The 13,934-nt window shown below is 62.2% G+C and carries 24 protein-coding genes; all 24 read left to right on the forward strand.

What is annotated here, in order from left to right:
- Positions 1–103: 103 nt before the first annotated feature.
- The 24 genes from rpsL to rpmD all read left to right on the forward strand — a co-directional run bounded on the left by rpsL (position 104) and on the right by rpmD (position 13,930).
- Positions 104–478, forward strand: a complete 375-nt coding sequence (gene rpsL, locus ACZK2V_RS04330; protein ID WP_004145320.1) for a 30S ribosomal protein S12 — start codon at positions 104–106, stop codon at positions 476–478.
- Between the two features lie 12 nt (positions 479–490).
- The gene (rpsG, locus tag ACZK2V_RS04335; RefSeq protein ID WP_004145321.1) at positions 491–964 is read left to right on the forward strand and encodes a 30S ribosomal protein S7; all 474 of its coding nucleotides are present in this window, start codon (positions 491–493) and stop codon (positions 962–964) included.
- A gap of 141 nt (positions 965–1,105) precedes the next feature.
- A complete protein-coding gene (fusA, locus tag ACZK2V_RS04340) occupies positions 1,106–3,247 on the forward strand; it encodes an elongation factor G (protein ID WP_049422946.1) in 2,142 nt (713 codons plus the stop codon).
- Positions 3,248–3,299: 52 nt separating this feature from the next.
- Entirely contained in the window at positions 3,300–4,490 is a 1,191-nt protein-coding gene (gene tuf / locus ACZK2V_RS04345) for an elongation factor Tu (RefSeq protein ID WP_049416993.1), read from the forward strand.
- A gap of 332 nt (positions 4,491–4,822) precedes the next feature.
- On the forward strand, positions 4,823–5,134 hold the full coding sequence (rpsJ, locus tag ACZK2V_RS04350) for a 30S ribosomal protein S10 (protein WP_005408208.1): 312 nt from the start codon (positions 4,823–4,825) through the stop codon (positions 5,132–5,134).
- 11 nt (positions 5,135–5,145) lie between these two features.
- Positions 5,146–5,796, forward strand: a complete 651-nt coding sequence (gene rplC, locus ACZK2V_RS04355; protein WP_004145336.1) for a 50S ribosomal protein L3 — start codon at positions 5,146–5,148, stop codon at positions 5,794–5,796.
- Positions 5,797–5,808: 12 nt separating this feature from the next.
- Positions 5,809–6,414 carry a 50S ribosomal protein L4 gene (gene rplD, locus ACZK2V_RS04360; protein ID WP_004145337.1) on the forward strand — a complete coding sequence of 202 codons (606 nt, stop codon included), beginning with the start codon at positions 5,809–5,811 and terminating at the stop codon, positions 6,412–6,414.
- Positions 6,411–6,710, forward strand: coding sequence for a 50S ribosomal protein L23 (gene rplW, locus ACZK2V_RS04365; protein WP_004145338.1), 300 nt, complete (start codon positions 6,411–6,413; stop codon positions 6,708–6,710). Before rplD ends, rplW begins: the two co-directional genes overlap by 4 nt.
- 10 nt (positions 6,711–6,720) lie before the next feature.
- Positions 6,721–7,548, forward strand: a complete 828-nt coding sequence (rplB, locus tag ACZK2V_RS04370) for a 50S ribosomal protein L2 (RefSeq protein ID WP_004145339.1) — start codon at positions 6,721–6,723, stop codon at positions 7,546–7,548.
- Between the two features lie 6 nt (positions 7,549–7,554).
- Positions 7,555–7,824 (forward strand): 30S ribosomal protein S19, encoded by a 270-nt coding sequence (gene rpsS, locus ACZK2V_RS04375; RefSeq protein ID WP_004154485.1) that lies wholly within the window; start codon positions 7,555–7,557, stop codon positions 7,822–7,824.
- Positions 7,825–7,836: 12 nt separating this feature from the next.
- The gene (rplV, locus tag ACZK2V_RS04380) at positions 7,837–8,172 is read left to right on the forward strand and encodes a 50S ribosomal protein L22 (protein ID WP_004145348.1); all 336 of its coding nucleotides are present in this window, start codon (positions 7,837–7,839) and stop codon (positions 8,170–8,172) included.
- Positions 8,173–8,190: 18 nt separating this feature from the next.
- On the forward strand, positions 8,191–8,925 hold the full coding sequence (gene rpsC / locus ACZK2V_RS04385) for a 30S ribosomal protein S3 (RefSeq protein WP_004145350.1): 735 nt from the start codon (positions 8,191–8,193) through the stop codon (positions 8,923–8,925).
- A 5-nt stretch (positions 8,926–8,930) separates the two neighbouring features.
- On the forward strand, positions 8,931–9,344 hold the full coding sequence (gene rplP, locus ACZK2V_RS04390; RefSeq protein WP_004154486.1) for a 50S ribosomal protein L16: 414 nt from the start codon (positions 8,931–8,933) through the stop codon (positions 9,342–9,344).
- The gene (gene rpmC / locus ACZK2V_RS04395; protein ID WP_004154487.1) at positions 9,344–9,529 is read left to right on the forward strand and encodes a 50S ribosomal protein L29; all 186 of its coding nucleotides are present in this window, start codon (positions 9,344–9,346) and stop codon (positions 9,527–9,529) included. Before rplP ends, rpmC begins: the two co-directional genes overlap by 1 nt.
- A gap of 11 nt (positions 9,530–9,540) precedes the next feature.
- Positions 9,541–9,810: a 30S ribosomal protein S17 gene (gene rpsQ, locus ACZK2V_RS04400; protein ID WP_004154489.1), complete on the forward strand. Its 270-nt coding sequence runs from the start codon at positions 9,541–9,543 to the stop codon at positions 9,808–9,810.
- Positions 9,811–9,821: 11 nt separating this feature from the next.
- Complete coding sequence (gene rplN / locus ACZK2V_RS04405) at positions 9,822–10,190, forward strand: 50S ribosomal protein L14 (protein ID WP_004145357.1); 369 nt, start codon at positions 9,822–9,824, stop codon at positions 10,188–10,190.
- Between the two features lie 16 nt (positions 10,191–10,206).
- Complete coding sequence (gene rplX / locus ACZK2V_RS04410; RefSeq protein ID WP_004154490.1) at positions 10,207–10,524, forward strand: 50S ribosomal protein L24; 318 nt, start codon at positions 10,207–10,209, stop codon at positions 10,522–10,524.
- Positions 10,525–10,535: 11 nt separating this feature from the next.
- Positions 10,536–11,078 (forward strand): 50S ribosomal protein L5, encoded by a 543-nt coding sequence (gene rplE / locus ACZK2V_RS04415; RefSeq protein ID WP_004154491.1) that lies wholly within the window; start codon positions 10,536–10,538, stop codon positions 11,076–11,078.
- Positions 11,079–11,096: 18 nt separating this feature from the next.
- On the forward strand, positions 11,097–11,402 hold the full coding sequence (gene rpsN / locus ACZK2V_RS04420) for a 30S ribosomal protein S14 (RefSeq protein WP_005408209.1): 306 nt from the start codon (positions 11,097–11,099) through the stop codon (positions 11,400–11,402).
- A gap of 258 nt (positions 11,403–11,660) precedes the next feature.
- Positions 11,661–12,059, forward strand: a complete 399-nt coding sequence (gene rpsH, locus ACZK2V_RS04425) for a 30S ribosomal protein S8 (protein ID WP_005408210.1) — start codon at positions 11,661–11,663, stop codon at positions 12,057–12,059.
- Between the two features lie 18 nt (positions 12,060–12,077).
- Positions 12,078–12,602 (forward strand): 50S ribosomal protein L6, encoded by a 525-nt coding sequence (gene rplF / locus ACZK2V_RS04430; RefSeq protein WP_005408211.1) that lies wholly within the window; start codon positions 12,078–12,080, stop codon positions 12,600–12,602.
- 80 nt (positions 12,603–12,682) lie between these two features.
- A complete protein-coding gene (rplR, locus tag ACZK2V_RS04435) occupies positions 12,683–13,042 on the forward strand; it encodes a 50S ribosomal protein L18 (RefSeq protein ID WP_024957318.1) in 360 nt (119 codons plus the stop codon).
- Positions 13,043–13,203: 161 nt separating this feature from the next.
- A complete protein-coding gene (gene rpsE, locus ACZK2V_RS04440) occupies positions 13,204–13,746 on the forward strand; it encodes a 30S ribosomal protein S5 (RefSeq protein ID WP_005408213.1) in 543 nt (180 codons plus the stop codon).
- Positions 13,739–13,930, forward strand: a complete 192-nt coding sequence (rpmD, locus tag ACZK2V_RS04445; RefSeq protein ID WP_005408214.1) for a 50S ribosomal protein L30 — start codon at positions 13,739–13,741, stop codon at positions 13,928–13,930. Before rpsE ends, rpmD begins: the two co-directional genes overlap by 8 nt.
- The last annotated feature ends 4 nt before the right edge of the window (positions 13,931–13,934 follow it).

Below are 13,934 nucleotides of genomic sequence, written 5' to 3' on the forward strand. Positions count from 1 at the left end.
GGTTGCTACAATCGTCTGTCTCAGCAGGCCAGAATTTCGGCCTGCTTTAACATTTCCGCATCTCTGGTCGGATTTTCCGGCCACCAATCAGAAGAACCTACTGATGGCGACGATCAACCAGCTGGTCCGCAAGCCGCGGCAAGCGACCACCTACAAGAGTGCCTCGCCGGCGCTCGACAAGTGCCCGCAGCGCCGTGGCGTCTGCACCCGTGTCTACACCACCACTCCGAAGAAGCCGAACTCGGCTCTGCGCAAGGTTGCCAAGGTCCGCCTGACCAACCAGGAAGAAGTGATTTCCTACATCGGTGGTGAAGGCCACAACCTGCAGGAGCACTCCGTGGTCCTGATCCGCGGCGGTCGCGTCAAGGACCTGCCGGGTGTGCGTTACCACACCGTTCGTGGCTCGCTCGACGCCGCCGGCGTTGCCAAGCGTCGCCAGGCCCGTTCCAAGTACGGCGCCAAGCGTCCGAAGGCATAAGGAGAGAGCACTATGTCGCGTAAGGGTAATACTCCGCAGCGTTCCGTCCTGCCCGATCCGAAGCACGGAAGCGAAACCATCGCCCGCTTCATCAACATGGTCATGCAGAGCGGCAAGAAGTCCGTCGCCGAAAAGATCGTGTACGGCGCCATGGACGTGATCACCGAGAAGAACAGCAGCGCCAACGCCATTGAACTGGTGCAGAAGGCTCTGGACAACGTCGCTCCGGCGGTCGAAGTCAAGTCGCGCCGCGTCGGTGGTGCCACCTACCAGGTGCCGGTAGAAGTGCGTTCGTCGCGCAAGATGGCCCTGGCCATGCGCTGGCTGATCGACTCCGCGCGCAAGCGTGGCGAGAACACCATGCCGAAGAAGCTGGCTGCTGAACTGATCGACGCCTCGGAAAACCGTGGCGGCGCCATCAAGAAGCGCGAAGAAACCCACCGCATGGCCGAAGCCAACAAGGCATTCGCCCACTACCGCTGGTGAGTTTGACGGCCTTGTAAAACAGGCAGGGCAGCACCACTTCGGTGCGTGCTGCCTCGCGGTCCCAGAAGGGCTGCGCCAATCCGAAGGCCGCCGAAAGGCGGCGTTCGGCCATCCGAAATCCAAGAAATCTGAGAGGCTCCCGTGGCCCGTTCCACTCCCATCGAGCGTTACCGTAACTTCGGCATCATGGCTCACATCGATGCCGGCAAGACCACCACGTCCGAGCGCATCCTGTTCTACACCGGCAAGAGCCACAAGATCGGTGAAGTGCATGACGGCGCCGCCACCATGGACTGGATGGAGCAGGAGCAGGAGCGTGGCATCACGATCCAGTCCGCTGCCACCACCGCGTTCTGGAAGGGCATGGACAAGTCCCTGCCGGAGCACCGCTTCAACATCATCGACACCCCCGGGCACGTCGACTTCACCATCGAAGTGGAGCGCTCGCTGCGCGTGCTCGACGGTGCCGTCTTCGTCCTGTGCGCCGTCGGTGGCGTGCAGCCGCAGTCGGAAACCGTGTGGCGCCAGGCCAACAAGTACCACGTGCCGCGCATCGCGTTCGTCAACAAGATGGATCGTACCGGTGCCAACTTCCAGAAGGTCGTCGGCCAGCTGAAGGCCAAGCTGGGCGCGGTTGCCGTGCCGATGCAGCTGCCGATCGGCGCTGAAGACAACTTCAAGGGCGTCGTCGACCTGCTGAAGATGAAGGCCATCCACTGGGATGAAGCTTCGCAGGGCATGAAGTTCGAATACGGCGACATCCCGGCCGAACTGCAGGGCCCGGCTGAAGAGGCTCGCCAGTTCATGGTCGAGACCGCTGCCGAAGCCAGCGAAGAGCTGATGGAAAAGTACCTGGGCGGCGAAGAGCTGGCCGAGGCTGAAATCATCAATGCCCTGCGTACCCGCACCCTGGCCACCGAGATCGTGCCGATGTACTGCGGCTCGGCCTTCAAGAACAAGGGCGTGCAGGCCATGCTGGATGGCGTGATCCAGCTGCTGCCGTCGCCGGTCGACGTGCCGGACGTGAAGGGCGTGGACGTTGACGACGACACCGTCGAAATGACCCGCAAGTCGGACGACAAGGCTCCGTTCTCGTCGCTGGCCTTCAAGATCATCACCGACCCGTTCGTCGGCGCGCTGACCTTCTTCCGTGTCTACTCGGGCACCCTGAACGGTGGCGACACCGTGCTGAACTCGGTGAAGGGCAAGAAGGAGCGCATCGGCCGCATCCTGCAGATGCACTCGAACAACCGCGAGGAAATCAAGGAAGTTCTGGCCGGTGACATCGCCGCTGCCGTGGGCCTGAAGGACACCACCACCGGTGACACCCTGTGCGCCGTGGACGCCCCGATCATCCTGGAGCGCATGACGTTCCCGGAGCCGGTGATCTCGATGGCCGTCGAGCCGAAGACCAAGTCGGACCAGGAAAAGATGGGCCTGGCCCTGGGCCGTCTGGCACAGGAAGATCCGTCGTTCCGCGTCAAGACCGACGAAGAATCCGGCCAGACCATCATCTCGGGCATGGGCGAGCTGCACCTGGACATCATCGTTGACCGCCTGAAGCGCGAGTTCAACGTTGAAGCCAACGTTGGCGCGCCGCAGGTGGCCTACCGCGAAACCATCACCCTGGCTGACGTCAAGTCGGACTACAAGCACGCCAAGCAGTCCGGTGGTAAGGGTCAGTACGGTCACGTCGTGATCGAACTGTCGCCGATCACTGCTGCCGACCGTGCCGATCCGAAGATCGCTCCGATGATCAAGGACGACTTCCTGTTCATCAACGACATCACCGGCGGCGTGATCCCGAAGGAATTCATCCCGTCGGTCGAGAAGGGCCTGCGCGAAACCATCACCAGCGGCCCGCTGGCTGGCTTCCCGGTCGTGGACGTCAAGGTGAAGCTGGTGTTCGGTTCGTATCACGACGTCGACTCCTCGGAAATGGCGTTCAAGCTGGCTTCGTCGATGGCCTTCAAGCAGGGCTTCGCCAAGGCCAAGCCGGTGCTGCTGGAGCCGATCATGAAGGTCGAGATCGTGACCCCGGAGGATTACCAGGGTGACGTGATGGGCGACGTCAGCCGTCGTCGCGGCGTGCTGCAGGGTTCCGACACCACCGGTGACGGTTCGGCCAGCATCATCAACGCGATGATCCCGCTGGGTGAAATGTTCGGCTACGCCACTGCACTGCGTTCGCAGACCCAGGGCCGCGCCACCTTCACCATGGAATTCGATCACTACGAGCCGGCTCCGACCAACATCGCCGAAGCCGTCATGAAGAAGGGCTGAGCCTCGCTCAGCCTCTCTTGAAACCACTTACGAACAATCAAGGTATAGAACAATGGCAAAGGGTAAGTTCGAACGCACCAAGCCGCACGTCAACGTCGGCACCATCGGTCACGTCGACCACGGCAAGACCACGCTGACCGCCGCACTGACCAAGATCGGTGCCGAGCGCTTCGGTGGCGAGTTCAAGGACTACTCCTCGATCGACGCCGCTCCGGAAGAAAAGGCGCGTGGCATCACGATCTCGACCGCGCACGTCGAATACGAATCCCCGATCCGTCACTACGCCCACGTTGACTGCCCGGGCCACGCTGACTACGTCAAGAACATGATCACCGGTGCCGCCCAGATGGACGGCGCGATCCTGGTGTGCTCGGCCGCTGACGGCCCGATGCCGCAGACCCGTGAGCACATCCTGCTGTCGCGCCAGGTCGGCGTGCCGTACATCGTCGTGTTCCTGAACAAGGCCGACATGGTGGACGACGCCGAGCTGCTCGAGCTGGTCGAGATGGAAGTGCGCGAGCTGCTGAGCAAGTACGAGTTCCCGGGCGACGACACCCCGATCATCGCCGGTTCGGCCCGTCTGGCGCTGGAAGGCGACCAGAGCGACATCGGCGTGCCGGCCATCCTGAAGCTGGTCGACGCGCTGGACAGCTGGATTCCGGAGCCGGAGCGTGCGATCGACAAGCCGTTCCTGATGCCGGTGGAAGACGTGTTCTCGATCTCGGGCCGCGGCACCGTGGTGACCGGTCGTATCGAGCGCGGCGTGATCAAGGTTGGCGACGAAATCGAAATCGTCGGCATCCGTCCGGTGCAGAAGACCACCGTGACCGGCGTTGAAATGTTCCGCAAGCTGCTGGACCAGGGTCAGGCAGGCGACAACGCTGGTCTGCTGCTGCGCGGCACCAAGCGTGACGACGTCGAGCGTGGCCAGGTGCTGGCCAAGCCGGGCACGATCAAGCCGCACACCAAGTTCGAAGGCGAAGTGTACGTCCTGTCGAAGGACGAGGGCGGCCGCCACACCCCGTTCTTCAACGGCTACCGTCCGCAGTTCTACTTCCGCACCACCGACATCACCGGCGCCGCCAAGCTGCCGGAAGGCGTCGAAATGGTGATGCCGGGTGACAACGTCAAGATGGAAGTCACCCTGATCAACCCGGTGGCCATGGACGAAGGTCTGCGCTTCGCCATCCGCGAAGGCGGCCGTACCGTCGGCGCCGGCGTGGTCTCGAAGATCATCGAGTAATCTGGTAGTATCAGCGCCCCGATGTTGCCTGGGTAGGGCATCGGGGCGTATCAAATGGGAAAGCAGGCACAGGATGTGCCTTGTGTTCCCCGGACCAGGAAGGGTCAATGCCATTCAGGCGGCGTCAACAGGCGACTGTTGACAGCTGCCTTGCGTGCCATTATGCTTCTACGTCTGGGCAGGCCGGGTAACTGGTCTGCCTACGTTTTTGAGGTCGATGGATTGACCTTGGCGGCCTGCAGGACTGCGGGCCGTCCGTATTCAGGAATTTCATGGGACAAAGCAACCCAGAGGCTTTGTCTGTCGCTCTTTTAACGAAGGAACCTACCGCCATGGCGGACCAAAAGATCCGGATCCGGCTGAAAGCGTTCGATCATCGTCTGATCGACCGTTCGGCCAGCGAGATCGTTGAAACGGCAAAGCGGACCGGCGCGCAAGTGCGTGGCCCGATCCCGCTGCCGACCAAGATCGAGCGTTACACCGTTCTCGTTTCCCCGCACGTCGACAAGGACGCGCGTGACCAGTACGAGACCCGCACGCACAAGCGCGTGCTCGATATCGTTGACCCGAATGACAAGACCGTGGACGCGCTGATGAAGCTCGAACTGGCTGCCGGCGTCGACGTTCAGATCAAGCTGACCTGAGGACTACGACCATGACGAAGAAGTATTCGTTGGGCTTCGTGGGCCGCAAGGCTGGCATGAGCCGCGTGTTCACTGAAGATGGCCGCTCCATCCCGGTGACCCTGATCGAAGCAACCCCGAACCGCATCGCGCAGATCAAGACCGTCGAAACCGACGGCTACAGCGCCGTGCAGGTGACCGTCGGCGCGCGTCGCGCTGCCCTGGTCAACAAGCCGGAAGCCGGCCACTTCGCCAAGGCGAAGGTGGAAGCGGGTCGTGGCCTGTGGGAATTCCGCGTTGAAGACGCGCAGCTCGGCGATTTCGCCGTTGGCGGCGAAGTCAAGGCGGACATCTTCGAAGTCGGCCAGATCGTCGACGTCCAGGGTGTCACCAAGGGTAAGGGCTTCCAGGGCACCATCAAGCGCCACAACTTCCGTATGGGCGATGCAACCCACGGTAACTCGCTGTCGCATCGCGCGCCGGGTTCGCTGGGTCAGCGCCAGACCCCGGGTCGCGTTTTCCCGGGCAAGAAGATGTCGGGCCACATGGGCGCGGTGCAGCAGAGCACCCAGAACCTGGAAGTGGTCAAGGTCGACGTCGAGCGCGGTCTGATCGCCGTTCGCGGCGCCGTTCCGGGCGCGGCGGGTGGCGACGTGATCGTCCGTCCGGCGAGCAAGGCATAAGGAGAGATGACGATGGAACTCGTTATCACGGGTAGCAACAACAAGGTCTCGGTCTCCGACGCCGTGTTCGGTCGCGATTTCAGCGAAGATCTGGTCCACCAGGTCGTCGTTGCCTACCGCAACGCCGGTCGCGCCGGCACCAAGGCACAGAAGACTCGCTCCGAAGTGGCTGGTACCACCAAGAAGTCGAAGAAGCAGAAGGGCGGCGGCGCGCGTCATGGCGCACTGACGGCTCCGATCTTCGTCGGCGGCGGTGTCACCTTCGCGGCCAAGCCGCGCAGCTTCGAGCAGAAGGTCAATCGCAAGCAGTACCGTGCCGCCATGTGCGCGATCCTGTCCGAGCTGAACCGTCAGGGCCGTCTGACCATCGTGGAGTCCTTCGACGTCGAAGTGACCAACACGAAGGGTCTGATCGCCAAGCTGGCCGGCCTGGAAGTGGGCAAGCGCCCGCTGATCGTCACCGAAGAAGCGTCCGAGCACCTGTACCTGTCCGCCCGCAATCTGCCGTACGTGCAGGTGCGTGACGTCCAGGGTCTGGATCCGGTCTCGCTGGTGGGTGCCGACACGGTCGTCATCACCGCTGACGCGGTCAAGAAGGTCGAGGAGTGGCTGGCATGAACAGCAACGAAAAAATCTTCAGCGTGCTGCGTGCCCCGCGTGTCTCCGAAAAGACCGCGCGCCTGCAGGAACTCTCCAACCAGTATGTCTTCGAAGTTTCGAACGAAGCCACCAAGGCCGATGTAAAGGCCGCGGTTGAGCAGCTGTTCGACGTCAAGGTCGAAGCCGTCAACGTGGTCAACGTCAAGGGCAAGAACAAGTCCTTCCGTAACCGTGCTGGCCGCCGCGGCGATTGGCGCAAGGCGTACGTTCGCCTGGCCGATGGCCAGTCGATCGATGTAACGGCCAAGGCCTGAGGTACATCCCATGCCATTGATGAAATTCAAGCCCACTTCCCCCGGCCGCCGTTCGGCCGTGCGCGTGGTCACTCCCGACCTGCACAAGGGTGCTCCGCACGCTGCGCTGGTCGAGTCGCAGAGCCGCTCGGGTGGTCGTAACCACCATGGCCGCATCACCGTGCGTCACGTCGGTGGTGGTGCCAAGCAGCACTACCGCATCATCGACTTCAAGCGCAACAAGCTGGGCATCCCGGCGCGCGTGGAACGCATCGAATACGATCCGAACCGCACCGCGCACATCGCTCTGCTGTGCTACGTCGACGGTGAGCGTCGCTACATCATCGCCCCGAAGGGCCTGAAGGCTGGTGATCAGGTGATCGCTGGTTCGGATGCCCCGATCAAGGCTGGCAACACCCTGCCGCTGCGCAACATTCCGGTCGGCACCACCATCCACTGCATCGAACTGAAGCCGGGCAAGGGCGCTCAGATCGCTCGCGCCGCTGGTGCGGCCGTGCAGCTGGTGGCTCGCGAAGGCATCTACGCCACCCTGCGCCTGCGCTCGGGTGAAATGCGCAAGGTTCCGGTCGAGTGCTGCGCCACCATCGGCGAAGTCGGCAACGACGAGCACAGCCTGGAAAAGCTGGGCAAGGCCGGTGCCAAGCGTTGGCGCGGCGTCCGCCCGACCGTTCGTGGTGCTGCCATGAACCCGGTTGACCACCCGCACGGTGGTGGTGAGGCGAAGGCCGGCCAGGGTAACCCGCATCCGGTCACCCCGTGGGGTGTCCCGACCAAGGGTTACAAGACGCGCCATAACAAGCGCACTCAGCAGTTCATCGTCCGCGATCGTAGGGGCTAATCGACCATGGCACGTTCACTCAAGAAGGGCCCGTTCGTCGATCACCACCTCGTCAAGAAGGTGGAGGCCGCTGCGGGCAGCAAGAAGCCGATCAAGACCTGGTCGCGCCGTTCGATGATCCTGCCTGACATGGTAGGCGTCACCATTGCCGTGCATAACGGCAAGAACCACATCCCGGTTCTCGTCAACGAGAACATGGTCGGCCACAAGCTCGGCGAATTTGCCATCACCCGGACCTTCAAGGGTCACGGTGGTGACAAGAAGTCGGGCAAGTAAGGAGAGATGACAATGGAAGCGAAAGCCATCCTGCGCACTGCGCGCATCTCCCCGCAGAAGGCTCGTCTGGTCGCTGACCAGGTGCGCGGTCTGCCGGCCGAGCGTGCGGTCAACCTGCTGAAGTTCTCGGACAAGAAGGCTGCCCACCTGATCAAGAAGGTGGTGGAGTCGGCAATTGCCAACGCCGAGAACAACCAGGGCGCCGACGTCGACGAGCTGAAGGTTCAGACCATCATGGTTGATGAAGGTCCGACCCTGAAGCGTTTCATGGCGCGGGCGAAAGGCCGCGGTACCCGCATCCTCAAGCGCACCAGCCACATCACTGTGGTTGTGGGCGCCGCCAAGTAAGCGGATAAGGAAAAGACCATGGGTCATAAAGTTCATCCGATTGGTATCCGCCTCGGCATTTCCAAGGACTGGAACTCCAAGTGGTACGCCAACAAGGCCGAGTTCGCTGGTTACCTGGCAGCCGACCTGAAAGTGCGCGAAATGCTGCGCAAGAAGCTGGCTCAGGCCGGCATCAGCAAGATCCTGATCGAGCGTCCGGCCAAGACCGCTCGCGTGACGATCCACACCGCCCGTCCGGGCGTGGTGATCGGCAAGCGCGGTGAGGACATCGAGAAGCTGCGCAAGGAAGTGAGCGAGATGATGGGCGTCCCGGCGCACATCAACGTCACCGAAGTGCGCAAGCCGGAACTGGACGCGCAGCTCGTTGCCGAGTCGATCGCCCAGCAGCTGGAGCGTCGCATCATGTTCCGCCGTGCAATGAAGCGCTCGGTCGGCAACGCGATGCGCCTGGGTGCCCTGGGCATCAAGGTCAACGTCGGTGGCCGCCTCAACGGTGCAGAAATCGCCCGTTCGGAGTGGTACCGCGAAGGCCGCGTGCCGCTGCACACCCTGCGTGCCGACATCGACTATGGCTTCGCTGAAGCCAAGACGACCTACGGCATCATCGGCATCAAGGTCTGGATCTACAAGGGCGAGGTCTTCGATTTCTCCCAGGTTGGCCAGGAAAAGCAGGACGACACCCCGTCGCGCAACGATCGTCACGATCGCGGCGACCGTGGTGACCGTCAGCGCCCGGCCCGTGAAGCGAGGTAACGACAATGTTGCAACCCAAGCGAACCAAGTACCGCAAGGTACACAAGGGCCGTAACGATGGCCTGAGCTGGAGCGCCAACGCTGTCAGCTTCGGCGAATACGGCCTGAAGGCAACCGCACACGGTCAGCTGACCGCGCGTCAGATCGAAGCGGCCCGCCGCTCGATCAGCCGCTACGTCAAGCGCGGCGGCAAGATGTGGATCCGCGTGTTCCCCGACAAGCCCATCACCAAGAAGCCCATCGAAGTCCGAATGGGTTCTGGTAAGGGCAACGTGGAATACTGGGTGGCCCAGATCCAGCCCGGCCGCATGATCTATGAAATCGAGGGTGTTTCCGAGGAAGTGGCTCGCGAGGCGTTCCGCCTGGCCGCCGCCAAGCTCTCGGTCACCACCACTTTCGTGACCCGTACGGTGCGCTGATGGATATCAAAACTCTCCGTGAAAAGTCGGCTGACGAACTCAAGGCCCACCTGATCGACCTGCGTAAGGAACAGTTCTCTGTCCGTATGCAGCAGGTCACCGGCCAGCTGCCGAAGACCCACGACATTCGCCGGGTCCGCCGCGAGATTGCTCGCGTCAAGACCCTGCTCGGCAGCACGAAGTAAGGATGGCCGCTATGAGCGACAATACTGAAAAGAAGACGCTGCGCACGGTCGAAGGCCGTGTCGTCAGCAACAAGATGGACAAGACGGTTACCGTCCTGGTTGAGCGTCAGGTCAAGCACGCGCTGTACGGCAAGTACATCAAGCGCTCGACGAAGCTGCACGCCCACGATGCCGACAACGCCTGCAAGGAAGGCGATGTCGTCCGCGTGACCGAGATTGCTCCGATGTCCAAGACCAAGAACTGGCGCGTGGTGGAAGTCATCACGCGCGCGGCTGAATAAGGAGCTGAATCATGATCCAGATGCAGAGCTACCTTGACGTCGCGGACAATTCGGGTGCCAAGCAGGTGATGTGCTTCAAGGTGCTGGGTGGTTCCAAGCGCCGTTACGCCGGCATCGGCGACATCATCAAGGTCACCGTGAAGGATGCGATTCCGCGCGGCAAGGTCAAGAAGGGTGAAGTGTATGACGCCGTCGTGGTGCGTACCCGCAAGGGTGTGCGTCGCGCCGACGGCTCGCTGATCCGCTTCGACGGCAACGCTGCCGTTCTGCTGAACAGCAAGCAGGAGCCGATCGGTACCCGTATCTTCGGGCCGGTGACCCGTGAACTTCGTTCGGAGAAGTTCATGAAGATCGTCTCGCTCGCTCCCGAAGTGCTGTGAGCGACAGGAGATAATCATGGCTAACCGTATCAAGAAGGGCGACCAGGTTGTCGTCAACGCTGGCAAGGACAAGGGCAAGCAGGGCGAAGTCGTCCGCGTCGACGGCGACCGTGTGGTCGTCGCCAACGTGAACATCGTCAAGCGCCACACCAAGCCGAACCCGCAGGCAGGTGTTGCCGGCGGCGTGGTCGAGCGCGAAGCTTCGATCCATATCTCCAACGTGAATGTTCTGAACCCGGCTTCGGGCAAGGGCGAACGCGTTGGCTTCAAGGTGCTGGAGGATGGACGCAAACTGCGTGTGTTCCGCTCCAGCGGTGAGGCGCTCGACGCCTGAGGAATGAGAAGATGAGTTCCCGTCTCGAAAAGTTCTACAAGGACGAAGTGGTGCCGGCGCTGATGAAGCAGTTCGGCTACACCAATCCGATGGAAGTGCCGAAGCTGGTCAAGGTCACCCTGAACATGGGTGTCGGCGAAGCGGCCACCAACAAGAAGATCCTGGAAAACGCCGTCGGCGACATGACCAAGATTTCCGGCCAGAAGCCGGTTGTCACCAAGTCGCGTGTGTCGGTTGCGTCGTTCAAGATCCGCGATGGTTGGCCGATCGGCTGCAAGACCACGCTGCGTCGCCACAAGATGTACGAGTTCCTGGATCGCCTGATCAACATCTCGCTGCCGCGCGTGCGCGACTTCCGTGGTGTTTCCGGTCGTTCCTTCGACGGCCGCGGCAACTTCAACATGGGTGTGAAGGAGCAGATCATCTTCCCGGAAATCGACTTCGACGCCGTCGACGCGATCCGCGGTATGGATATCGCCATCACCACCACTGCGAAGACCGACGCGGAAGCGAAGGCGCTGCTGGCAGCGTTCAAGTTCCCGTTCCGTAACTGATCTGTCGAGGAAACCGAAATGGCAAAGACCTCCATGGTCAACCGCGACATCAAGCGGGAAAAGCTGGCAAAGAAGTACGCTGAAAAGCGTGCAGCTCTGAAGAAGATCGTGTCCTCCGTGGACGCGACCTACGAAGAGAAGATCGACGCCGCAACCAAGCTGGCCAAGCTGCCGCGCGATTCGTCGCCGAGCCGCCAGCGCAACCGTTGCGAGCTGTCGGGTCGTCCGCGTGGCGTCTACAGCAAGTTCGGCCTGGGCCGTAACAAGCTGCGTGAAGCCACCATGCGTGGCGACGTCCCGGGTCTGCGCAAGGCCAGCTGGTAATCCCAGCCGGCCCTGCGATCAGGCGCCCCTTCGGGGGTTCCTGAACCGGGCAGGGGAGGCATTCAGCTTTCCCGACGCAAAAAACCGGAAGAGCCCGGCGCAAGCCGGGCTCTTTTGGCGTATACTCCCGCGTCTTGCCCTGTGCAGACGGGGTTGTAGGAGTGGGCTTCCGGCCCGCTGCAACAAGGGACCTGGCCCGTTTCCAGGAGACAACAGATTTTCGCGAAAGCGGATATCGGTGCACTCAAAGGTACTCATATGAGCATGACTGATCCCATCGCCGACCTGCTGGTCCGCATCAAGAATGCGGCCGCGGTTGGCAAGCAGACGGTGAAAGCCCCGTCGTCCAAGATCAAGGTTGCGATTGCCCAGGTCCTGAAGGACGAGGGTTACATCACCGACCTGCGCGTGACCCAGCTGGAAAACAACAAGTCCGAGCTGGAAATCGTGCTGAAGTATTTCGAAGGCAAGCCGGTCATCGCGACCCTGAAGCGCTTCTCGCGTTCGGGCCTGCGCCAGTACCGCGGCAAGAGCGAGCTGCCGAAGGTCATGAACGGCCTGGGTATCTCCATTATTTCCACCTCCAAGGGCATCATGACTGATGCGCAGGCGCGCCAGCTGGGCGTCGGCGGCGAAGTCCTGTGCTTCGTGGCCTAAGGCGAAAGGAGTAGAACTATGTCCCGCGTAGCCAAGAAGCCGATCGACCTGGGTAAGGTTGAACTGAACGTCCAGTCGGACAGCGTCACCGCCAAGGGCCCGAAGGGCACCCTGTCGCTGGCCAAGCCGGCCGGTATTGCCATCAACGTCGACAACGGCGTTGCCACCCTGAGCACCGAGAACGCCGACCTGGTCGCACTGACCGGTACCGTGCGTGCGATCCTGTCCAACATGGTCAAGGGCGTGTCCGAAGGCTTCGAGCGCAAGCTGGAGCTGGTCGGCGTGGGTTACCGCGCTGCCATGCAGGGCAAGGACCTGAGCCTGTCGCTGGGCTTCTCGCACCCGGTCGTGTTCGTGGCGCCGGAAGGCATCACCCTGTCGACCCCGACCCAGACCGAGATTCTGGTTCAGGGCGCTGACAAGCAGGTCGTCGGTGAAGTTGCCGCCAAGATCCGTGCGTTCCGCAAGCCGGAGCCGTACAAGGGCAAGGGCGTGAAGTACTCCGACGAAGTCATCATCCGTAAGGAAGCCAAGAAGGCATAAGCGCGAGTCCCTCGCAAGAGCCCGCACATCCCTGTGCGGACTTCTCAGGGAAAAGCTCTTCCTTCAGCTTTCAAGGAATAATCAAAATGAACAAGAACATCGCCCGCCTGCGTCGCGCCAAGTCGACCCGCGCCCACATCCGTGAGCTCGGCGTCGCCCGCCTGTCGGTGCTGCGCACCGGCCAGCACCTGTACGCCCAGGTCTTCACCGCCGACGGTTCCAAGGTGCTGGCTGCCGCCAACACCACCCAGACCGACGTCATGGAAGGCCTGAAGAACGGCAAGAACGCCGATGCCGCCGCCAAGGTTGGCCGCATCGTCGCCGAGCGCGCCAAGGCCGCCGGCGTCGAGAAGGTTGCCTTCGATCGTTCGGGCTACCGCTACCACGGCCGCATCAAGGCCCTGGCAGAAGCCGCCCGCGAAGCCGGCCTGCAGTTCTAAGGGACAAGGGCAGGGGGCCATTGGCCTCCTGCCTGCCTGCTCGCCAGCCTGAGTGAGGCTGGACGGCGCCGCTCTTCTGCAGCGGCCCACCGGAACGCCGCGTCACGCCACAACCATAAGCGGCTTCGAGCCGTACATACCCAAACAACCAAGGAATCAACATGGCAGAAGAGCGTCAGCAGCGGGGTCGCGATCGCGACCGTAACCGCGAAGAGAAGATCGACGACGGCATGATCGAAAAGCTGGTCGCGGTCAACCGCGTCAGCAAGACCGTCAAGGGTGGCCGCCAGTTCACCTTCACCGCCCTGACCGTCGTCGGCGACGGCGAAGGCAAGGTCGGTTTCGGTTATGGCAAGGCCCGCGAAGTGCCGGTCGCCATCCAGAAGTCGATGGAACAGGCCCGCAAGAACCTGGTCAGTGTTGACCTGAACAACGGCACCCTGTGGCACACCATCAAGGATGGTCACGGCGCAGCCCGCGTGTTCATGCAGCCGGCTTCGGAAGGTACCGGCGTCATCGCCGGCGGTGCCATGCGCGCCGTGCTGGAAGCGGTTGGCGTGAAGAACGTGCTGGCCAAGGCCACCGGTTCGCGCAACCCGATCAACCTGGTGCGTGCCACCGTGAAGGGCCTGTCTGCTGCGCAGTCGCCGGCCCGCATCGCGGCCAAGCGCGGCAAGAAGGTGGAGGAACTCAACCATGGCTAATGAGTCCAACAAGACTGTCAAGGTCCGCCTGGTGCGTGGCCTGCGTGGCACCCAGTCGCGTCACCGCCTGTCGGTGCGTGCCCTGGGCCTGAACAAGCTCAACGATGTGCGTGAACTGAAGGACAGCCCGCAGGTGCGCGGCCTGATCAACAAGGTTCAGTACCTCGTCCAGGTTGAGGAGTAATCGA

The sequence above is a fragment of the Stenotrophomonas sp. 93052_Sma genome (assembly GCF_056481145.1).